The following is a 20,890-nucleotide window of genomic DNA, read 5'->3' as shown; positions in this document are numbered from 1 at the left end:
CCGAACCGGGACGTTACAGTATCGCTTAGCGCCAGAACGGCTTGTTCAGCTCGGCGTAGCGCTGGGCTTCGCTGATGCCGGCGTCGGCGAGCAGGCGGGAGTCCAGGCGGGCCAGCTGGCGACGGCTCTGGATGCGGCGCTGCCACAGTTTCATGGTGCCCAGCAGGCTGCTGCTGCGGCGGTTGGAGCGAGCGATGTCGAAAGTGTTGGAACCGAGGGTACGTTCCATGATGTGTCGATCCTTCCCACTTGTGGTGGGTAGTCAGGTTGCTAGTGATTAACTGAGCAATATGATCTGACTAACAGGTCAACAAGAATAGGAACAGTTGCGGAGAATTGCGTTGGATCACCGGGGTGTGTTTCCGAACTGTATGGGTTGTTTCGGTGCGTAACTGTACCGCTCTGCACCGTCATGGTGCGTTACCGAAAGAAACAACGAAGTGTTACAGCAGGAAAAGCGGAAGGGCCGGGTCGGCGTGTTGCGATGGCGGCAAGAGAAAAGGCCGCCGAAATATGTTTTTACGTGGTTTTTTCTGCCCTGTCCAGACGCCCGGAAGAATTAATCGTCCGGGCGCTGGAAATAGTTGCGGATGAAACGGTTCAGCCTCAGCCGGCCAGCATGTGTCCGCGTTCTTCCAGGTTCAGGTGCCAGGCCAGCGCCTCGCGCAACAGATGCGGCGTGTGGCCGCCTTTCGCGCAAGCCGCCTCGAAGTAGTCCAGCAGCGGTGCCTGGTAGGACGGGTGGACACAGTTCTCGATGATCACCCGGGCCCGTTCGCGAGGCGCCAGGCCGCGCAGGTCGGCGAGGCCCTGCTCGGTGACGAGGATGTCGACGTCGTGCTCGGTGTGGTCGACGTGGCTGACCATCGGCACCACGCTGGAAATGTTGCCGCCCTTGGCGATCGACTTGGTGACGAAGATCGCCAGGTGCGCGTTGCGGGCGAAGTCGCCGGAGCCGCCGATGCCGTTCATCATCTTGGTGCCGCCGACGTGGGTCGAGTTGACGTTGCCGTAGATGTCGAACTCCAGCGCCGTATTGATGCCGATGATGCCCAGGCGACGGACCACCTCGGGGTGGTTGGAGATTTCCTGCGGGCGCAGCACCAGCTTGTCCTTGTAGCGCTCCAGGTTACCGAACACGTCGGCGTTGCGCCGCGGCGACAGGGTGATCGAGCTGCCCGAGGCGAAGCGCAGCTTGCCGGCGTCGATCAGGTCGAAGGTCGAGTCCTGCAGCACTTCGGAGTACATGGTCAGGTTCTCGAACGGCGACTCGATCAGGCCGCACATCACCGCGTTGGCGATGCTGCCGATACCGGCCTGCAGCGGGCCGAGGCTGTTGCTCATGCGCCCGGCGTCGACCTCGCGCTTGAAGAAATCGATCAGGTGGTTGGCGATGGCCTGGGTCTCGCCGTCCGGCGGCAGCACGGTGGATGGCGAGTCCGGCTGGTCGTTGATGACGATGGCGACGATCTTCTCCGGCGGGATCGGGATCGCCGTGCTGCCGATGCGGTCGTCGACGCGGGTCAGCGGGATCGGCGTGCGGGTCGGCCGGTAGGTCGGGATATAGATGTCGTGCAGGCCTTCCAGGTTGGTGCTGTGGGCCAGGTTGATCTCGACGATGACCTGCTTGGCGAAGATCGCGAAGCTCGCCGAGTTGCCCACCGAGGTGGTCGGCACGATGAGGCCCTGCTCGGTGATCGCGGCGGCTTCGATGACGGCGATGTCCGGCAGCTTCAGCTGGTGGTTGCGCAACTGCTCGACGGTTTCCGAGAGGTGCTGGTCGATGAACATCACTTCGCCGGCGTTGATCGCCTTGCGCAGGGTGCTGTCGACCTGGAACGGCATGCGCCGGGCGAGCACGCCGGCCTCGGTGAGCTGCTTGTCGAGGTCGTTGCCGAGGCTGGCGCCGGTCATCAGGCTGATACGCAGCGGACGTTCCTTGGCGCGCATGGCCAGCGCCTGGGGTACGGCCTTGGCCTCGCCGGCGCGGGTGAAACCGCTCATGCCGACGGTCATGCCGTCCTGGATCAGGTCGGCGGCTTCGGCCGCACTCATCACCTTGTCGAGCAGGGAGGGCAGGCGCACGCGATCACGGTACATGGAACGAACCTCAGACGACGAATTATTAGAGGCCGCCAGTCTAGGGTTTCCGCGATTTTTCGCCTTTATACCAAGGTCGAAGCGCCATTCAGCGGGCTTATGGGCGGATTGCCAGGACCACCACGCCCGCTGTCACCAGGGCTACGCCGAGCCATTGGCGCAGGTCCAGGCGTTCGCCGAGGAAGGCCACGCCGAGCAGTGCCACCAGCACCACGCTGAACTTGTCCAGCGGCGCCACCAGCGACGCCGGGCCGAGCTTGAGGGCGCGGAAATAGCAGATCCAGGAGGCACCGGTGGCCAGCCCGGAGAGCACCAGGAACAGCCAGCTGCGCGGCAGGATGCTGCCCGGGGCCTGGAACTTGCCCAGGACCGCGAGGATGCCGCCGAGGGTGACGAGGATCACCAGGGTGCGGATGAAGGTGGCGAAGTCCGAATCGACCCGGTCGAGGCCGATCTTGGCGAAGATCGCGGTCAGCGCGGCGAACAGCGCCGAAAGCAGTGCCCAGAAGGCCCAGGATGCCAGCATGTCGTCCTCCTCCGGGCCTTCTCCACGGGCTGCGCCGCTACAGGGCTTCCAGCTTGGCGTAGCCGAGCATCAGCCACTTGCTGCCTTCGCTCTCGAAATTCACCTGCACCCGGGCCTGGGCGCCGGCGCCTTCGAAGTTGAGGATAGTCCCTTCGCCGAACAGCGCGTGGCGCACCCGCTGGCCGAGGGAGAAGGGCGTCTCCGGCACCCCGGCGCCGCTGAAGAGGTTGCCGCCGGCACTGCGCGAGGTGCCGCCGTAGGGGCGGCTGACGGTATTGGACAGGCGCACTTCCTGGATCAGCGCCGGCGGGATCTCGCGGATGAAGCGCGAAACCTTGTTGTAGGTCTCGCTACCGTAGAGCCGGCGAGTCTCCGCGTAGGTCAGGACCAGTCGCTGCATGGCGCGGGTGACGCCGACGTAGGCCAGGCGGCGTTCCTCTTCCAGGCGGCCGGATTCCTCCAGGCTCATCTTGTGCGGGAACAGCCCTTCCTCCATGCCGACCAGGAACACCAGCGGGAACTCCAGGCCCTTGGCGCTGTGCAGGGTCATCAGCTGGACACTGTCCTCGTGGGCGTCGGCCTGGGTTTCCCCGGCCTCCAGGGAGGCGTGGCTGAGGAAGGCCTGCAGCGGGGTGAGGTCTTCCTCTTCCTCGCTGTTCTCGAAGGCGCGGGCGGCGCTGACCAGTTCCTCGAGGTTCTCCACCCGGGCCTGGCCTTTCTCGCCTTTTTCTTCCTTGTGGTAGCTGATCAGTCCGGACTGCTCGATCACCGTCTGGGTCATCAGGTGCAGCGGCATGTCCATGACCTTCGCCGAAAGATTCTCGATCAGCTCGACGAAGCCGGTCAGGGCGCTGGCGGCGCGGCCGGGCAGGACCTTGTTGGCGATCATCAGGCGGATCGCCTCCCACATCGACACATCGTTGCCGCGGGCGAATTCGCGGATGCTCTCCACGGTCTTCTCGCCGATGCCGCGTGCCGGCACGTTGACCACCCGTTCCAGCGCCGCGTCGTTGCCGCGGCCGTCGAGCAGGCGCAGGTAGGCCATGGCGTTCTTGATTTCGGCACGCTCGAAGAAGCGCTGGCCGCCGTAGATGCGGTAGGGAATCTTCTCCCGCAGCAGGGCTTCCTCCAGCACCCGCGACTGGGCGTTGGAGCGGTAGAGGATGGCGATCTCGCTGCGCGCCAGGCCGCCCTTGAGCGCGCTCTCGATCGATTCGACCACGTAGCGCGCCTCGTCGTGCTCGTTGAACGCGGCGTACAGGCTCAGCGACTCGCCGTCCTCGCCGTCGGTCCACAACTCCTTGCCCAGGCGTCCCTGGTTGTTGGCGATCAGGGCGTTGGCGGCCTTGAGGATCGACGCGGTGGAACGGTAGTTCTGCTCCAGGCGGATCACCTCGGCGTCGGCGAAGTCGTCGCTGAACTGTTGGATGTTCTCGATCCGTGCGCCACGCCAGCCGTAGATCGACTGGTCGTCGTCACCGACCACCATCAGGCTGTCGCCGCCCTTGGCAAGAATCCGCAGCCAGGCGTATTGCACGGCGTTGGTGTCCTGGAACTCGTCCACCAGGATATGGCGGAAGCGCCGCTGGTAGTGCTCGAGCACGCCGGGATGGTCGCGCCAGAGGTCCAGGGCGCGCAGCAGCAGCTCGGAGAAGTCGATCACCCCGGCGCGGGCGCAGGCCGCCTCGTAGGCTTCGTAGATCTTCAGCATGGTGGCGAGGAACAGGTCGCCGCCGGGCTGGATGTGTTGCGGCCGCAGGCCCTCGTCCTTCTGCCCGTTGATGAACCACTGGGCCTGGCGCGCCGGCCAGCGCTGCTCGTCGAGGCCGAGTTCGCGGATCACCCGCTTGACCAGGCGTTGCTGGTCGTCGCTGTCGAGGATCTGGAAGTTCTCGCTCAGCCCGGCCTCGCGCCAGTGCGCGCGCAGCAGGCGATGGGCGAGGCCGTGGAAGGTGCCGACCCACATGCCCGCCGGATTGATCCCGAGCAACTGCTCGATGCGGTGGCGCATCTCCGCCGCCGCCTTGTTGGTGAAGGTCACCGACAGGATGCTGTAGGGCGAGGCGTGCTCGACCTGGATCAGCCAGGCGATCCGGTGCACCAGCACGCGGGTCTTGCCCGAGCCGGCGCCGGCGAGGACCAGTTGGCGGCCCAGCGGCGCGGCCACGGCCTGGCGCTGCGGGTCGTTGAGGGAGTTCAGCAGGAGGGAGAGGTCGTCGTTCATCGCGGCATTCTACCGGGGCGGGGAAAAGCCGGGCAAACCGGGCCGCCATGCGGCGCAGGCCGGCGCAGCGTCGGGCCTGGCTGCGGAAAAATGCTCTATCCCGGCCTTGGGCAGCCTGCCCCTGCTCGGTTATGCTCCGGCCACTTCAAGGCAAACCACTACAAGAACAAGCGCCTATGACCGTCCATGTCGAGCCCTTGGCGCTGCCGGGCGGCAGCACCGATGTACTGCGGCTCTACGCCCGCGAAATCGCCATCGAGCGTACCCGGCTCCTTTATCTCGGCTCGCGCACGCCGACCCTGCTCATGCTGCTCGGCGGCGTGACCAGCGCCTGCCTGGTGTGGGGCAAGGTCAGCAGCTGGCTGCTCGGCGGCTGGCTGGTCTGGCTGGTGTTGCTCGCCGTCCTGCGCCTGCTGCAGGTCGCCGCCTTCCAGCAGGCCGACAGCCGTCGCCAGGCCAGCCGCCACTGGCGGCGGACCTTCCTGTGCGGCGCCGGCGCCTCGGGCCTGACCCTGGCGTTCGCGGTGATCATGCTGGTCCCGGCCGATGCCTTCCTCCAGCAGGTGCTGGTGTTCGGCCTGGTGGCGGCGGCGATCCTCTCCGCCAGCGTCGCCTATGCGGTGAGCCTGCCGGCCTTCCTCACCTTCGCCTTGCCGGGCCTGCTGCCATCCATCGTTTTCCTGCTGTTGCAGCCGCATAGCCTGTTGCAGGGCTGGGGCGTGCTCGGCCTGATCCTGCTGGTGGCGCTGCTGGTGGTCGCCGGGCAGATCCACCGGCTGGTGCAGGGCGCGCTGCTGCGACGCTTCCAGACCCAGGCGCTGAACCTGCACCTGGAACGCGTCAACGCCGAGGCCGAAGCGCTCAATCGCAAGCTCGCCCAGGAGGTCGGCCAGCGGCGCCTGGTCGAACGCGAGCTGCGCGCCGCCCGCGACGCCTTGCAGCGCCGGGTGGAGGCGCGCACCGAGGAGCTTGGCGCGACCAGCCAGGCGCTCAGCCAGAGCGAGGCGCGCCTGGCCATGGCCCTGGAGGCCAGCGAACTGGGGTTGTGGGACTGGGACCTGGAGAGCGGCCGGGTCCAGCATTCCTATCTCGAGGCGGTCTTCAGCGACGCCGGGGACGGTCCCGAGGACTATCGCAGGCTGATCGAAAGCATCCACCCCGGCGACCTGCCGCGCATCCGTCGCGCCCTCGCCGAACATCTCAAGGGGCGCAGCGAGCTATACCGGGTGGAGTACCGCGTGCGCGACCGGGAGGGCGGCTGGCGCTGGCTGGAGGATCGTGGCCGGGCCATGGCTCGCGACCCGCGGGGACGGGTGACGCGGATGCTCGGCACGCGCAGCGACATCAGCGCGCGCAAGCGCCTGGAAGAGCAGCAGCAACTGGCCGCGACAGTGTTCGAGGCGGCCAGCGAGAGCATCGTGATCCTCGATCCGGCCTACAACCTGCTGGCGGTCAACCAGGCCTTCAGTCGCATCACCGGCTATCGCCGCGAGGACGTGGTCGGGCGCAACGCCAGCCTGCTGGTGAATACCCCCGAGGCCCAGCGCCACTACCGGCAGATCCGCGCCGAGCTGCGCCAGCACGGGCAGTGGCAGGGCGAACTGGTGGATACGCGGAAGAATGGCGATCCCTATCCCCAATGGCTGCAGCTCAACCTGCTGCGCGACGGCAATGGCGAGGCGACCCACATCGTCGGTTTCTTCACCGATCTCAGTGCCCGCCGCGACGTCGAGGAGCGCCTGCGTCACCTGCTGCACTACGACGAACTGACCGGCCTGGCCAACCGCCGGTTGTTCCGCGAGCGGCTGCACGAGGCGGCCCAGCGGGCGCGCCAGGAGGAGGGCGGGCTGGCCCTGCTGCTGATCGACCTGGACCGCTTCAAGCTGCTCAACGACAGCCTCGGCCACGAGGTCGCCGACCAGTTGCTCAGGGAGATGGCCCAGCGCCTGCGGCGCACCGCGCCGGAAGCCAACACCCTGGCGCGTCTGGCCGGCGACGAGTTCGCCATTCTCCTCGATGGCGGCACCGGCACCGCGGCCCTGTCGCGCCTGGCCGAACGCCTGCTGGTCCAGTTGCGCCAGCCGGTGAGCGTGCCCGGCCACGAGTTGATCCTCGGCGCCTCGCTGGGGATCAGCCTGTTTTCCGAGCAGGCACGGGAAATCTCCGTGCTGATGAGCCAGGCGAACCTGGCGATGCAACATGCCAAGCAACTCGGCGGCAATACCTTCCAGTTCTTCCGTGACAACCTGCAGGACAGCACCCTCGAACGCCTGCGCCTGGAAACCCGGTTGCGCAAGGCGGTCGAGGAGGGCCAGCTGGACGTGCATTACCAGCCCAAGCTGTGCCTGGCCAGCGCCCGCGCGGACTCGGTCGAGGCGCTGGTGCGCTGGCACCATCCGGAGGAGGGCATGATCCCGCCGTCGACCTTCATCGGCCTCGCCGAGGAGTGCGGGTTGATCGGCGAGATCGGTGAATTCGTCCTGCGCCGGGCCTGCCTGCAGGCCGCCGAGTGGAGCCAGCGGGGCCTGAACCTGCGGGTCTCGGTGAACCTCTCGGTCCACCAGTTGCGCCAGGGCGACCTGCTCGACGTAGTGCGCTCGGCGCTTGCCGACAGCGGCCTGCCGGCGGCGCAACTGGAGCTGGAGTTGACCGAAAGCCAGTGGCTGGACGCCCTCGATAGTGTCCTGGCGACCTTCCGCCAGTTGCGCGAGATGGGGGTGAAGCTATCGGTCGACGACTTCGGCACCGGCTATTCCTCGCTCAGCTACCTGAAGCGCCTGCCGCTGGACTACCTGAAGATCGACCAGTCGTTCGTCCGCGACCTGACCCAGAACAGCGAGGATGCGGCGATCATCCGGGCGATCATCGCCATGGCCCACAGCCTCGACCTGAAGGTGGTCGCCGAAGGCGTGGAAACCATCGAACAGCGGGACTTCCTAGTGGCCCAGCGTTGCGACGAGCTGCAGGGCTACCTGATCGGCCGGCCGTTGCCGGCCCATGCCCTGGAGGAAGGTTTGCGCCAGGCTCGTTGAACGCGATCCGGCGGAGTATGCTGTAGCACTTTCGACTCCCACGAATTAAGGACGATTCATGCGCTCGAAGCCGCTTCTTCCCGCCCTCCTGCTGGTGGGCGCCGGTCTCTCCCCGCTGGCCCAGGCCAGCAGCGACGACTCCTGCTATCCCGATTGGTCGCTGGTCGGCGGCGGTGTCTGCGATACCCTGCCGTTCCTCGCCCCGGGCAACGACACCCGCGCCAACCTGCGCCTGCTGCTGGCCGACGCCGGCCACTGGCGGCTGGTGGAGGCGCCGCCGTCGGAGGAAGAGAAGCTCGAAGGCTACGGCCTGGTACCGTTCGGCCTGTTCCGCCTGCTGCCCGGCGACGGCAGCCAGCCGCCCGCGCCGCCGCCGGCGGCGAGCGAGGCCGAGACACCGCCGCCTGCGCCAGCGCCCTCGCCGCTCGCCGAACTGGCCCGGCAGATGGGCGCCGAAGCGCTACCGGAAAAGATCGCCGGCGCCGAATTCTTCGAGGGCGAGGGCAGCCGCTGCCGCAGCAACGACCAGGACAGCGCGCTGGCGTTTCTTCGCCAGGTGCGTGACGCCGGGCTGGGCGAGGCGGAGACCAAGGCCCTGGCCAACAGCCGCCTGGACCTGCTCGGTGCCTGCGGCTGGGAACAAGAGGAACTGGGCGGTGTGCTCGCGCAAGGCGTCGAGTCGGCCGCAGGCAGGGCCTTCGCCACGTACCTGGAGGCTGCGGCCAACTTCTACAGCGGCCGCTTCGACGAAGCCGAACAGGGCTTCAAGGCGTTGCAGGACGTGTCGCAGCCCTGGCTGAAGGAAACCGCCCTGTACCTGCAGGCGCGCACCCTGCTCAACGCCGCCCAGCAGAACGCCTTCGACGACATGGGCTTCCCCGAGCTGCAGAATGTCGACAAGGCTCGCCTGGAACAGACCCGCAGTGCCCTCGAGGCCTACCTGCAGGCGTATCCGAAGGGGCTCTACGCCGCCTCGGCCAAGGGCTTGCAACGGCGCGTGCATTGGCTGGCCGGCGACCAGAAGCTGCTGGCCCAGGACTATGCCGCGCAATTCGCCGAAGCCGAGCAAGGGCAGCGCAACATGGCCCTGGAAGACCTGGTCCAGGAGGTCGACAACAAGCTCCTGACCGGTATCCAGCTCGGCGACATCCAGACTCCGCTGCTGCTGGCGGTGGCCGACCTGGTGCAGATGCGCGCCCACGATCCGTCGACCCCGCGCAGCTTCACCTGGGAAACGCTGCAGGCCCAACAGGCCAGCTTCGCCGCGCATCCCGAACTGTTCGCCTACCTGCAGGCGGCCTATCGCTTCTATGTCGACCAGGATCCGGCGAAGACCCTCGAAGCGCTGCCGCAAAAGGTCGGCAGCCTCGACTACGTCGGCTTCAGCCAGCAGACCCTGCGCGGGCTGGCGCTGGAGCAGCAGAAGGACTGGAAAGCCGCCGAGGCGCTCTGGCTGGAACTGTTGCCGCAGGCCGCGCAGCCGTACCAGAAGGGCCAGTTGCAGCTGGCCCTGGCGCTCAACTACGAGCGCAGCGGCCAGTTGGAAAAGGTCTTCGCCGAAGGTTCGCCGGTCCAGGAGCCGCTGCTGCGCAGCATCCTCCTGCGCAACGTCGCCGACGCCGCGCTGTTGCGCCGCCAGGCCAAGCAGGGCGCGACGGCGGAAGAGCGCGATACCGCGCTGTTCACTCTCCTTTACAAGGACCTGCGCCGCAGCCGCTTCGCCGACTTCGGCAAGGACTTCGCGCTGCTCGGCGAAACCCCCTCGCAGACCAAGCTGGGCACCAGCCTCGGCTATGTCTACGGCGCCGGTAACAGCCTGGAGCTGTTCCGCTGGAAGGGCGACAAGGCCGAGTCCGGCTACGTTTGCCCGGCCATCGCCGAGTCGGCCGCGGCGCTGGCCGCCGATGACAAGGACCCGAAGGGCCTGAACTGCCTGGGTGAATTCATCCTGCGCAACGGTCTCGACGGCATGCCGCTGGACAGCCAGCCCGAGGCCAACGAGCTGGGCGGCACCCCGAGCGGCTTCAAGGGCGAGGTGTACTCCCGGCTGGATGGCTATCGCCTGGTCATGGACAACCCCAAGGCTCCGCGCGAAGACAAGGCCTACGCGCTGTTCCGCGCGATCAACTGCTTCGCCCCGGCCGGCTACAACACCTGCGGCCAGCAGGACATCCCGCAGGCCGAGCGCAAGCAATGGTTCCGTACGCTCAAGTCGACCTACGCCGACAGCTCCTGGGCCAAGGAACTGAAGTACTACTGGTGAGGCGCTGGCGAGCCTGGCTGGCGGGCCTGTTGCTGGGCCTGCCGCTGTTGCCGTCCGTCGAGGCCGCGGTGCGCGCCGAGGACTACGGCGCCTTCTGGCTGTGGAGCGGCGTCGCGCCGCAGCCGGTGCTGGCGCGGGCCGAGACGCTGTACATCCTGCAGGGACAGATCAGCCAGTCGCGCCGGCGCCCCGGCGAGGGCGTGCGGCTGATCGCCCAGGGCATCTCGGTGCCACGCCTGGCGCGGGGCGAGGTCTGGGTGGTGTACCGCGCCCATACCCTGCGCTGGACGCCGCAGATCTACCAGGCCGTGCTGAACCAGGTGCAGCGCTGGAAGCGTGCCGGCAACCCGGTGGTCGGCATCCAGATCGACTTCGATGCGCGTACCCGCTACCTCGACGAGTACGTCGATTTCCTCCGCGACCTGCGCCGGCGCCTGCCCCGCGAATACCGCTTGAGCATCACCGGGTTGCTCGACTGGGGCAGCAACGCCGAGCCGGCGGCGATCAACCGGCTCAAGGGCGTGGTCGATGAAGTGGTGGTGCAGACCTACCAGGGGCGTCACAGCATTCCCAACCACGCCGCTTACCTCCCGCGGGTCAGCCGCCTGCAGCTGCCGTACCGGATCGGCCTGGTCCAGGGCGGCGACTGGCAAGCCCCCGACTACCTGGAAAAGAGCCCCTGGTTCAGGGGCTACGTGGTGTTCCTGCTCAACCCTCAGTGAGCGCAGCCGCAAGCGCCCTTGCCGGCACACCCGCCGCTGCGTTCGGCTTGCGGCTGGCGGGTATCCTGGCCGGGCTGGAGATCGCGCATCAGTAGCGCGTAGCACAGGTCCAGGCCTTCCGGCAGCGCCAGGTAGACCACGTGGCCATTGCCCGGCGCCACCTCGATGGCCTCGCCGGCGGCGTTGCGCAGGTCCTCCACGCGCAGGCTCAGGTTGCCTCGCGGAGTCATCAGTTCGACGCTGTCGCCGCGCTGGAAGCGGTTCTTCACCTCCACCTCGGCCAGTCCGTCGCGGCGTTCGCCGGTGAGTTCGCCGACGAACTGCTGGCGCTCGGACAGCGAATGGCCGTGCTGGTAGTTCTGGTACTCGTCGTGCACGTGGCGGCGCAGGAAGCCCTCGGTGTAGCCGCGGTGGGCGAGGGACTCCAGGGTGTCCATCAGACCGCGGTCGAACGGCTTGCCGGCCGCCGCGTCGTCGATCGCCTGGCGGTAGACCTGGGCGGTGCGCGCCACGTAGTAGTGGGACTTGGTACGGCCCTCGATCTTCAGCGAGTGCACGCCGATCCGCGCCAGCCGCTCGACGTGCTGCACGGCGCGGAGGTCCTTGGAATTCATGATGTAGGTGCCGTGTTCGTCCTCGAAGGCGGCCATCGGTTCGCCGGGACGGTTGCCTTCCTCGAGGAGGAACACCTGCTCGGTCGGCGCGCCGCGTCCCAGGGTCGGCTCCCGCGCCACCACGTTGCCCAGCTCGTCCTCGCGGCCCTCCACCGCCTTGTATTCCCAGCGGCAGGCATTGGTGCAGGTGCCCTGGTTGGGGTCGCGGCGGTTGATGTAGCCGGACAGCAGGCAGCGCCCGGAATAGGCCATGCACAAGGCGCCGTGGACGAACACTTCCAGCTCCATGTCCGGCACCTGCTGGCGGATTTCCTCGATCTCCTCCAGCGACAGCTCGCGGGAAAGGATCACCCGGGTCAGGCCCTGCTGCCGCCAGAATTGCACCGCGGCCCAGTTCACCGCGTTGGCCTGCACCGACAGGTGGATGGGCATCTGCGGGAAATGCTGGCGAACCAGCATGATCAGGCCGGGATCGGACATGATCAGCGCATCCGGACCCATGGCGACCACCGGCTCCAGGTCGCGCAGGAAGGTTTTCAGCTTGGCGTTGTGCGGGGCGATGTTGACCACCACGTAGAAGCGCTTGCCAAGTGCGTGGGCCTCGGCGATGCCTTCGGCCAGTTGGGCGTGGTCGAAATCGTTGTTGCGCACCCGCAGGCTGTAGCGCGGCTGCCCGGCGTAGACGGCATCGGCGCCGTAGGCGAAGGCATAGCGCATGCTTTTCAGGGTGCCGGCGGGGCACAGCAGTTCGGGGCGGAGGGTGGTGGCGGTCATGGTTCGGGCTCGCAACGACGTGGGCGCGCGACTCTAGCCGAGCGCGCGCCGGGCGATCCTGAGCCGGATCAATGTCCGCGTCATTCCAGCCAGCGTCGACCCTGCAGTTCCAGCAGCAGTTGCGCCTGTTCCGGGCCGTTGCTGCCGGCCGGGTAGGGCCGCGGGCTCTGGTAGTGCTCGCGCCAGCCGGCGAGGATTGGGTCGACCCAGCCCCAGGCGGCCTCTACCTCGTCGCGGCGCATGAACAGCGTCGAGTCGCCCTCGATCACGTCCAGCAGCAGGCGCTCGTAGGCGTCCCAGCGCCGCTTGTTGCGGCTGAGGGCCTCGGCCAGGTTGAGGTCCAGCTCCACCGGTTCCAGTTGCATGCCCTTGCCCGGGGTCTTGGCCATCAGTTGCACGCTGATCCGCTCCTCCGGCTGCAACCTTATCCACAGGCGGTTGGCCGGCCCGCCGCCGCCGTCGATCAGGCTGTGCGGCACCGGCTTGAACTGGATGACGATTTCCGAGCACTTGCGCGCCATGCGCTTGCCGGTGCGCAGGTAGAACGGCACCCCGGCCCAGCGCCAGTTCTCGACCTCGGCCTGGAGCGCGACGAAGGTCTCGGTATCGCTGTCGTTGTCGACGTTCTTCTCGAAGTAGTACGCCGGCACCTCCTGGCCGCCGATCCTGCCGGCGGCGTACTGGCCGCGTACCGTCTTGTCCTGCACGTCGAGCCCGGAGATCGGCTTCAGCGCCTGCAGCACCTTGAGCTTCTCGTTGCGCACAGCCTCGGCGTCGAAACGCACCGGCGCCTCCATCGCCACCAGGCAGAGCAACTGGAGCAGATGGTTCTGCACCATGTCGCGCATCGCCCCGGCGTGGTCGTAGTAGCCGCCGCGGTTCTCCACGCCAAGGGTCTCGTTGACGCTGATCTGCACATGGTCGATGTGCGCCGCGCGCCAGACCGGCTCGAACAACGCATTGGCGAAGCGCAGGGCCATCAGGTTCTGCACGGTTTCCTTGCCCAGGTAGTGGTCGATGCGGAACACCCGCGACTCGTCGAACACCCGGCCGATGGACTGGTTGATCGCCCTCGCCGAGTCCAGCGAATGGCCCAGCGGTTTTTCCAGCACGATGCGCGCTTGCGGCCCGGCGAGGCCGGCGATGGAGAGGTTCTGCGCGATCGGCGCGAACAGGCTCGGCGAGGTTGCCAGGTAGTGCACCAGCACCCGGCCCTCGCTGCTCTTCAGGTGCCGCGCGAGACGACCGAAGTCTGCGCTCTGCGAGGCGTCCATGGCCAGGTAGTCGAGGCGCGCGGCGAAGCCTTTCCATTGTTCGGCGGCGAACTCGCTGCGCGCCACCACCGCGCGGACGTTGCGCTCGGCGAGGGCGAGGAAGGCGGCGTTGTCCAGCGCGCTGCGGGCGAGGGCGAAGATCCGCGTATCGGCCGGCAGGCGGTCCTCCCGGTGCAGGCGATAGAGCGCCGGCAGCAGCTTGTGCAGGGCCAGGTCGCCGGTACCGCCGAAGACCAGGATGTCGCAGGACGTTGGAGTGGCTGGTGTACTCAAGGCAAGCTCCCGACGGCGTTGGCTGGGCGTGGCTGACTGTTTGTAGTATAACTACAAGGTTACTACAGAGAATCGAGCCCAGCCTGTGAACCTGCTGCAGCACATAGCCCAGTCCCGCCAACAGCTCCGCAAGTCGGAACTCAAGGTCGCCGATCACGTTCTCAACGATCCGGCGTCGGTCATGCACAGCTCCATGGCCGAACTGGCCCATGGGGTCGGGGTCAGCGAGCCGACCATCGTGCGTTTCTGCCGCGCCATCGGCTGCAGCGGCTTCCAGGACCTCAAGCTGAAGCTGGCGCAGAGCCTGGCGGCCGGCGCCAGCTTCGGCCAGTTCTCGATCCATGAGAGCGACTCGGTGGCCGACTTCAGCCTGAAGATCTTCGACACCACGCTGCACAGCCTGATGGAAGTCCGCGAGCACCTGGACACCCACGCCCTGGAGCGCGCCATCGCCGCCATCGCCCACGCCCAGCGCGTGGAGTTCTACGGCTTCGGCGCTTCCGGCGCGGTGGCCTCGGATGCCCAGCACAAGTTCTTCCGCCTGCTGCTGTCGGCGGCGGCCTACTCCGACCCGCACATGCAGGCGATGTCGGCGGTGACCCTCAAGCCCAGCGACGTGGCCATCTGCATTTCCCAGTCGGGTCGCTCGAAGGACCTGCTGATTACCGCCAACCTGGTGCGCGAGGCCGGCGCCACGCTGATCACCCTGTGCCCGAGCCAGACCCCGCTGGCCGACCTGGCCACGGTCAACCTGGCGATCGACGTGCACGAGGACACCGACATCTACACCCCGCTGACCTCGCGCATCGCCCACCTGGTGGTGATCGACGTGCTGGCGATGGGCGTGGCCATGGCCCGCGGCCCGGACCTGGTCAACCACCTCAAGAGCGTCAAGCGCAGCCTGCGCAGCCTGCGCCTGTCGCCGAAGGTGATGAAGAACCAGGAAGAGCGCGGCGAGCCGTCCTGAGGCGCCGCCGGGAAGGCATAACGCAGTCTTCACCGGCCTGCCGCCAAACCGTCACATTGCTGCGCGATGCTCGCGACTCCAGCCAGTCGGCCATGGGAGACGCGAGATGCCCCGTCATAGCGATGCCAATGCCCAGCACGTGGATTCGAAAACCCGCCGCAAGCTCGAAGACCAGCGGCGCATGCAATTCCGCCGGGCGATCGAGGACCACTGCGAAGAACTGCGCCTGCGCCAGGAACTGGCCGACTACCCCGAGCTGGTAGCCGCCGCCTACCTCAGCTCGAACCGCCAGGGCCGGCGAAGCGCCCAGCGAGCTGGCTGATCAGCGCCCGCTCCTCGCGGACGAAGGCGACGAACGCCTGGGCCACCGGGCTCAGGCGCTTGCCCTTGGCGTGCACCAGGCACCAGCTGCGATAGAGCGGCAATTCCTCCACCGGTAGTTCGCGCAGCAGGCCGTTGGCCAGTTCCTGGTGCGCCGCATGGCGCGGCAGCAGGGCCAGGCCGAGGCCGGCGATCACCCCTTCGCGCAGGGACTCCAGCGAGGCGATCTCCTGGATCTGCGAGAAGTGCGCGCGGCGTTGCTGGAAGAACTCCTCGCAAGCCTTGCGGGTGCCGGAGCCCGGTTCGCGGACCAGTAGCGGGAAGGGCTCCAGGTCCTTCAGGGCCAGCTTCGCGGCGTTGCACAGCGGATGGTCCGGCGGCGCCACGGCGATGATCGGGTTGTTCAGGAAGGGCAGGAACTCCAGGGCCATGTCCTGCGGTACCAGGGACATGATCACCAGGTCGTCGCGGTTGTCGGCCAGGCGCTTGATCACCTGGGTGCGGTTGACCACCGTCAGGCTCAGGCTGACTTCCGGATGCAGGTTCTGGAACGCCTTGAACAGGTGCGGGGTGATGTACTTGGCGCTGGACTCCACCGCCAGGCGCAACTGGCCCTGCAGCGAGCCCTTCAGGTCCGAGAGCTGCATGTCCAGGCTTTCCAGGCGCTGGAACAGGTCGGTGCTGGTCTTCAGCAGGGCTTCGGCGGCATCGGTCAGGTAGAGCTTCTTGCCGACGTACTCGAACAGCGGCTGGCCGACCAGCTCTTCCAGTTGGCGGATCTGCAGGCTGACCGCCGGCTGGGTCAGGGCCATTTCCTCCGCCGCCCGGCTGTAGGAGCGGCTCTCGCATACGGCACGAAAAACCTGAAGCTGCCGTAATGTCATACGCATCAACGACTTACGCATTCCAGTCACACTCTGACCGAGATCGGTCGGGCGACTATAAAGCTTTTCTAATGGCTATCCCAATAATTATTGATTTTTGTTAATCACCCTCACGGGGGTAGGGTAAAAGTGCGACCGGGAGCTGCCTGCCGGTCATGCAGCGACCGGAATATCCGGATCGACCGTACCAGGTTCCCAACCCCGAAGAGGGAGACCTCCGTGATCAAGAAGATCCTGATCGCCAACCGCGGCGAGATCGCCGTCCGCATCGTGCGCGCCTGCGCCGAGATGGGCATCCGCTCGGTGGCCGTCTACTCCGAGGCCGATCGCCACGCGCTGCACGTCAAGCGCGCCGACGAAGCCCACAGCATCGGCGCGGACCCGCTGGCCGGCTACCTCAACCCGCGCGCCCTGGTGAACCTGGCGGCGGAAAGCGGCTGCGACGCCCTGCACCCCGGCTATGGCTTCCTCTCGGAAAATGCCGAGCTGGCGGAAATCTGCGCCGAGCGCGGTATCAAGTTCATCGGCCCGTCGGCGCAAGTGATCCGCCGCATGGGCGACAAGACCGAAGCCCGCCGCAGCATGATCGCCGCCGGCGTGCCCTGTACCCCCGGCACCGAAGGCAACGTCGCCGATCTCGCCGAGGCCCTGCGCGAAGCCGAGCGGATCGGCTACCCGGTGATGCTCAAGGCCACCTCCGGCGGCGGCGGTCGCGGCATCCGTCGCTGCAACAGCCGCGAGGAGCTGGAACAGGCGTTCCCGCGGGTGATCTCCGAGGCGACCAAGGCCTTCGGCAGCGCCGAGGTATTCCTCGAGAAGTGCATCGTCAATCCCAAGCACATCGAGGCGCAGATCCTCGCCGATTCCTTCGGCAACACCGTGCACCTGTTCGAGCGCGACTGCTCGATCCAGCGCCGCAACCAGAAGCTCATCGAGATCGCCCCGAGCCCGCAGCTCACCCCTGAGCAGCGCGCCTATATCGGCGACCTGGCGGTGCGCGCGGCCAAGGCGGTGGGCTACGAGAACGCCGGCACCGTGGAGTTCCTGCTCGCCGACGGCGAGGTGTACTTCATGGAGATGAACACCCGGGTCCAGGTGGAGCACACCATCACCGAGGAGATCACCGGCATCGACGTGGTCCGCGAGCAGATCCGCATCGCTTCCGGGCTGGAGCTGTCGGTCAAGCAGGACGACATCGTCCATCGCGGCTACGCCCTGCAGTTCCGCATCAACGCCGAGGACCCGAAGAACAACTTCCTGCCCTCGTTCGGCAAGATCACCCGCTACTACGCCCCCGGCGGCCCCGGCGTGCGTACCGACACGGCGATCTACACCGGCTACACCATCCCGCCGTACTACGACTCGATGTGCCTGAAGCTGATCGTCTGGGCGCTGACCTGGGAAGAGGCCCTCGATCGCGGCCTGCGCGCCCTCGATGACATGCGCGTGCAAGGGGTCAAGACCACCGCGCCGTACTACCAGGAAATCCTCCGCAACCCGGAATTCCGCAGCGGCCAGTTCAACACCAGCTTCGTCGAAAGCCACCCGGAACTGACCCAGTACTCGATCAAGCGCAACCCGTCGCACCTGGCCATCGCCATCGCCACCGCCATCGCGGCCCACGCCGGCCTGTAAGGGAAGGAGCAGAACATGAGCAATACCATCCAAGCGAAGAAGACCGGCGTCACCGATACCATCCTGCGCGATGCCCACCAGTCTCTGCTGGCGACCCGCATGCGCACCGAGGACATGCTGCCGATTTGCGACAAGCTCGACCGCGTCGGCTACTGGTCGCTGGAAGTCTGGGGCGGCGCCACCTTCGACGCCTGCGTGCGCTTCCTCAAGGAAGACCCGTGGGAACGCCTGCGCAAGCTCAAGGCGGCGCTGCCCAACACCCGCCTGCAGATGCTCCTGCGCGGGCAGAACCTGCTCGGCTACCGCCACTACAGCGACGATGTGGTGCGCGCCTTCGTGGCCAAGGCGGCGGTCAACGGCATCGACGTGTTCCGCATCTTCGACGCGATGAACGACGTGCGTAACCTGCGCGTCTCCATCGAGGCGGTGAAGGCCGCCGGCAAGCACGCCCAGGGCACCATCTGCTACACCACCAGCCCGGTGCACACCATCGAGGCCTTCGTCGCCCAGGGCAAGGCGATGGCCGACATGGGCGTCGACTCCATCGCCATCAAGGACATGGCCGGCCTGCTCACCCCCTATGCCACCGGCGACCTGGTCAAGGCCCTGAAGGACGCCCTGCCGCTGGACGTGGTGGTGCATTCCCATGACACCGCCGGTGTTGCCAGCATGTGCCAGCTCAAGGCCGTGGAAAACGGCGCCGACCGTATCGACACGGCGATCTCCAGCATGGCCTGGGGCACCAGCCACCCGGGCACCGAGTCGATGGTCGCGGCGCTGCGCGGTACCCCCTACGACACCGGCCTGGACCTGGAGCTGATCCAGGAGATCGGCATGTACTTCCACGCGGTGCGCAAGAAGTACCACCAGTTCGAGAGCGAATTCACCGGCGTGGATACCCGCGTGCAGGTCAACCAGGTGCCGGGCGGGATGATTTCCAACCTGGCCAACCAGCTCAAGGAGCAGGGCGCGCTGAACCGTATGGGCGAGGTGCTCGAGGAAATCCCGCGGGTCCGCGCCGACCTCGGTTTCCCGCCGCTGGTGACGCCGACTTCGCAGATCGTCGGCACCCAGGCGTTCTTCAACGTGCTCGCCGGCGAGCGCTACAAGACCATCACCAACGAAGTGAAGCTGTACCTGCAGGGCCGTTATGGCAAGGCCCCCGGCGAGGTCAACGAGCAACTGCGGCGCCAGGCCATCGGCAGCGAGGAAGTCATCGACGTGCGCCCGGCCGACCTGATCAAGCCGGAGCTGAACAAGCTGCGCAGCGAGATCGGCAACCTGGCCAAGTCCGAGGAAGACGTACTCACCTACGCGATGTTCCCGGACATCGGGCGCAAGTTCCTCGAAGAGCGTGAGGCCGGCACCCTGAAGCCCGAGGAACTGCTGCCGATTCCCACCGGCAAGGGCGTCGCCGCCGCTGGCGCGGAAGGCACCCCGACCGAGTTCGTCATCGACGTGCACGGCGAGACCTACCGCGTCGACATCACCGGGGTCGGCGTGAAGAGCGACAACAAGCGGCACTTCTACCTGTCCATCGACGGCATGCCGGAAGAAGTGGTGTTCGAGCCGCTCAACGAATATGTCGCCGGCTCCGCCAGCGGCCGCAAGCATGCCAGCGAGCCGGGCCACGTCAGCACCACCATGCCGGGCAACATCGTCGACGTGCTGGTGAAGGAAGGCGATAGCGTCAAGGCCGGCCAGGCGGTGTTGATCACCGAGGCGATGAAGATGGAAACCGAGGTCCAGGCCGGCATCGCCGGTACGGTCAAGGCGATCCACGTGGCCAAGGGCGACCGGGTCAACCCGGGCGAGATCCTGATCGAGATTGCGGGCTGACCGCGACAGACGGTTAAAGTCCCTGGGGGAGCATGATGCTCCCCTTTTTTTATCGGCATCGGTTGCCGCGTCGGCCGGCTGTTCGCCCTGCCAGGGTGCGCCCGGCGCGCGCGCCGCCTAGAATGCCGCCTCTGCCCAGCGGCGCGTCGCGCCGCAGGCGCTGACTATCGGGAAGTCCAGGTGTCGTCCTCTCCAGCTCAAACGCCCAGCCGCCGGCCCTCGCTGCTCGGCGGTTCGATGATCATCGCCGGCACCGCCGTCGGCGCCGGAATGTTCTCCCTGCCCATCGCCATGTCCGGCATCTGGTTCGGCTGGTCGGTGGCGGTGTTCCTGCTCACCTGGTTCTGCATGCTGCTGTCGGGGATGATGATCCTCGAGGCCAACCTCAACTACCCGGTGGGCTCGAGCTTCTCGACCATCACCCGTGACCTGCTCGGCCAGGGCTGGAATGTGGTCAACGGGCTGAGCATCGCCTTCGTCCTCTATATCCTCACCTATGCCTATATCTCCGGCGGCGGCTCAATCATCGGCTACACCCTGTCCAGCGGCCTCGGCGTGACCCTGCCGGAAAAGCTCGCCGGGCTGCTGTTCGCCCTGGCGGTGGCGCTGGTGGTGTGGTGGAGCACCCGCGCGGTGGACCGCATCACCACGCTGATGCTCGGCGGCATGATCATTACCTTCGGCCTCTCCATCAGCGGCCTGCTCGGGCGCATCCAGCCGGCGATCCTGTTCAACAGCGGCGAGCCGGACGCGGTCTACTGGCCCTACCTGCTGGCGACCCTGCCGTTCTGCCTGACTTCCTTCGGTTACCACGGCAACGTGCCGAGCCTGATGAAGTACTACGGCAAGGACCCGCAGCGGATCAGCCGTTCGCTGTGGATCGGCACCCTGATCGCCCTGGCCATCTACCTGCTGTGGCAGGCCAGCACCCTGGGCACCATCCCGCGCGAGCAGTTCAAGGGCATCATCGCCGGCGGCAGCAACGTCGGCACCCTGGTGGAATACCTGCACCGGATCACCGCGTCGGATTCGCTGAACGCGTTGCTCACCACCTTCTCCAACCTGGCGGTGGCCAGCTCCTTCCTCGGCGTGACCCTCGGCCTGTTCGACTACCTGGCCGACCTGTGCAGGTTCGACGACAGCCACTTCGGGCGCTTCAAGACCGCGTTGCTGACCTTCGTCCCACCGACCATCGGCGGGCTGCTGTTCCCCAACGGCTTCATCTACGCCATCGGTTTCGCCGGGCTGGCCGCGGCGTTCTGGGCGGTGATCGTTCCGGCGCTGATGGCGCGGGCCTCGCGCAAGCGCTTCGGCAGCCCGCTGTTCCGCGCCTGGGGCGGCACGCCGGCGATCGTGCTGGTGCTGCTGTTCGGCGTGGCCAACGCGGTCGCGCACATCCTGGCCAGCCTGCACTGGCTGCCGGAGTACCGTTGAGCGACCGG

The 20,890-nt window shown here is 67.0% G+C and carries 15 protein-coding genes; 8 read left to right on the top strand and 7 right to left on the bottom strand.

Annotated elements, in window-relative coordinates; all coding sequences use genetic code 11:
* Window positions 1–25 precede the first annotated feature (25 nt).
* From LE197_RS27855 to uvrD, 4 genes are all read right to left on the bottom strand, one after another.
* A complete protein-coding gene (locus LE197_RS27855; RefSeq protein WP_003096877.1) occupies window positions 26–229 on the bottom strand; it encodes a DUF1127 domain-containing protein in 204 nt (67 codons plus the stop codon).
* Window positions 230–606: 377 nt separating this feature from the next.
* On the bottom strand, window positions 607–2,100 hold the full coding sequence (locus LE197_RS27850; protein WP_057386920.1) for an acetyl-CoA hydrolase/transferase family protein: 1,494 nt from the start codon (window positions 2,098–2,100) through the stop codon (window positions 607–609).
* A 97-nt stretch (window positions 2,101–2,197) separates the two neighbouring features.
* Window positions 2,198–2,626, bottom strand: coding sequence for an EamA family transporter (locus tag LE197_RS27845; RefSeq protein WP_003114104.1), 429 nt, complete (start codon window positions 2,624–2,626; stop codon window positions 2,198–2,200).
* Window positions 2,627–2,663: 37 nt separating this feature from the next.
* Complete coding sequence (uvrD, locus tag LE197_RS27840; protein ID WP_003096872.1) at window positions 2,664–4,850, bottom strand: DNA helicase II; 2,187 nt, start codon at window positions 4,848–4,850, stop codon at window positions 2,664–2,666.
* A gap of 176 nt (window positions 4,851–5,026) precedes the next feature.
* Between uvrD and LE197_RS27835 the strand changes: the two genes are divergently transcribed.
* Genes LE197_RS27835 through LE197_RS27825 form a run of 3 tightly spaced genes read left to right on the top strand, consistent with a single transcriptional unit; the run spans window position 5,027 to window position 10,867 of the window.
* Complete coding sequence (locus LE197_RS27835; protein WP_009877285.1) at window positions 5,027–7,882, top strand: putative bifunctional diguanylate cyclase/phosphodiesterase; 2,856 nt, start codon at window positions 5,027–5,029, stop codon at window positions 7,880–7,882.
* Window positions 7,883–7,940: 58 nt separating this feature from the next.
* Window positions 7,941–10,145, top strand: a complete 2,205-nt coding sequence (locus LE197_RS27830) for a hypothetical protein (RefSeq protein ID WP_031640905.1) — start codon at window positions 7,941–7,943, stop codon at window positions 10,143–10,145.
* Window positions 10,142–10,867: a DUF3142 domain-containing protein gene (locus LE197_RS27825; RefSeq protein WP_003096864.1), complete on the top strand. Its 726-nt coding sequence runs from the start codon at window positions 10,142–10,144 to the stop codon at window positions 10,865–10,867. Before LE197_RS27830 ends, LE197_RS27825 begins: the two co-directional genes overlap by 4 nt.
* On the opposite strand, the gene yegQ is transcribed toward LE197_RS27825, so the two are convergent.
* Both yegQ and zwf read right to left on the bottom strand, forming a co-directional pair.
* Window positions 10,861–12,255: a tRNA 5-hydroxyuridine modification protein YegQ gene (yegQ, locus tag LE197_RS27820; RefSeq protein WP_003105560.1), complete on the bottom strand. Its 1,395-nt coding sequence runs from the start codon at window positions 12,253–12,255 to the stop codon at window positions 10,861–10,863. The two genes, LE197_RS27825 and yegQ, sit on opposite strands and share 7 nt — an antisense overlap.
* An 80-nt stretch (window positions 12,256–12,335) precedes the next feature.
* Window positions 12,336–13,802, bottom strand: a complete 1,467-nt coding sequence (gene zwf / locus LE197_RS27815) for a glucose-6-phosphate dehydrogenase (RefSeq protein WP_003096859.1) — start codon at window positions 13,800–13,802, stop codon at window positions 12,336–12,338.
* A gap of 85 nt (window positions 13,803–13,887) precedes the next feature.
* Between zwf and hexR the strand changes: the two genes are divergently transcribed.
* Window positions 13,888–14,769 (top strand): transcriptional regulator HexR, encoded by an 882-nt coding sequence (hexR, locus tag LE197_RS27810; protein ID WP_003096857.1) that lies wholly within the window; start codon window positions 13,888–13,890, stop codon window positions 14,767–14,769.
* Between the two features lie 106 nt (window positions 14,770–14,875).
* A complete protein-coding gene (locus LE197_RS27805) occupies window positions 14,876–15,091 on the top strand; it encodes a PA3496 family putative envelope integrity protein (protein ID WP_003105559.1) in 216 nt (71 codons plus the stop codon).
* On the opposite strand, the gene pycR is transcribed toward LE197_RS27805, so the two are convergent.
* The gene (gene pycR / locus LE197_RS27800; protein WP_003121355.1) at window positions 15,045–15,980 is read right to left on the bottom strand and encodes a LysR family transcriptional regulator PycR; all 936 of its coding nucleotides are present in this window, start codon (window positions 15,978–15,980) and stop codon (window positions 15,045–15,047) included. The genes LE197_RS27805 and pycR overlap by 47 nt on opposite strands.
* A 213-nt stretch (window positions 15,981–16,193) precedes the next feature.
* Here pycR and LE197_RS27795 point away from each other — a divergent pair, with 213 nt between their 5' ends.
* The 3 genes from LE197_RS27795 to mtr all read left to right on the top strand — a co-directional run bounded on the left by LE197_RS27795 (window position 16,194) and on the right by mtr (window position 20,882).
* Entirely contained in the window at window positions 16,194–17,609 is a 1,416-nt protein-coding gene (locus tag LE197_RS27795; RefSeq protein WP_057386919.1) for an acetyl-CoA carboxylase biotin carboxylase subunit, read from the top strand.
* A gap of 15 nt (window positions 17,610–17,624) precedes the next feature.
* Complete coding sequence (gene oadA / locus LE197_RS27790) at window positions 17,625–19,448, top strand: sodium-extruding oxaloacetate decarboxylase subunit alpha (protein ID WP_003105555.1); 1,824 nt, start codon at window positions 17,625–17,627, stop codon at window positions 19,446–19,448.
* Window positions 19,449–19,628: 180 nt separating this feature from the next.
* Window positions 19,629–20,882, top strand: a complete 1,254-nt coding sequence (gene mtr / locus LE197_RS27785) for a tryptophan permease (protein WP_003096841.1) — start codon at window positions 19,629–19,631, stop codon at window positions 20,880–20,882.
* Window positions 20,883–20,890 lie beyond the last annotated feature (8 nt).

Source organism: Pseudomonas sp. PS1(2021) (genome assembly GCF_020405165.1).
Taxonomy (GTDB): Bacteria; Pseudomonadota; Gammaproteobacteria; order Pseudomonadales; family Pseudomonadaceae; genus Pseudomonas; species Pseudomonas aeruginosa.
Note: the sequence above shows the minus strand (reverse complement) of the source record. Positions and strands in the feature narration are given on the sequence as shown.

Bases quoted from the DNA above. Each gene is read 5' to 3' on its own strand.
- LE197_RS27805 (WP_003105559.1), top strand. From the start codon at position 14,876: ATGCCCCGTCATAGCGATGCCAATGCCCAGCACGTGGATTCGAAAACC.
- LE197_RS27830 (WP_031640905.1), top strand. From the start codon at position 7,941: ATGCGCTCGAAGCCGCTTCTTCCCGCCCTCCTGCTGGTGGGCGCCGGT.
- uvrD (WP_003096872.1), bottom strand. From the start codon at position 4,850: ATGAACGACGACCTCTCCCTCCTGCTGAACTCCCTCAACGACCCGCAG.
- LE197_RS27850 (WP_057386920.1), bottom strand. From the start codon at position 2,100: ATGTACCGTGATCGCGTGCGCCTGCCCTCCCTGCTCGACAAGGTGATG.
- LE197_RS27835 (WP_009877285.1), top strand. From the start codon at position 5,027: ATGACCGTCCATGTCGAGCCCTTGGCGCTGCCGGGCGGCAGCACCGAT.
- oadA (WP_003105555.1), top strand. From the start codon at position 17,625: ATGAGCAATACCATCCAAGCGAAGAAGACCGGCGTCACCGATACCATC.
- LE197_RS27855 (WP_003096877.1), bottom strand. From the start codon at position 229: ATGGAACGTACCCTCGGTTCCAACACTTTCGACATCGCTCGCTCCAAC.
- yegQ (WP_003105560.1), bottom strand. From the start codon at position 12,255: ATGACCGCCACCACCCTCCGCCCCGAACTGCTGTGCCCCGCCGGCACC.
- LE197_RS27845 (WP_003114104.1), bottom strand. From the start codon at position 2,626: ATGCTGGCATCCTGGGCCTTCTGGGCACTGCTTTCGGCGCTGTTCGCC.
- pycR (WP_003121355.1), bottom strand. From the start codon at position 15,980: ATGCGTATGACATTACGGCAGCTTCAGGTTTTTCGTGCCGTATGCGAG.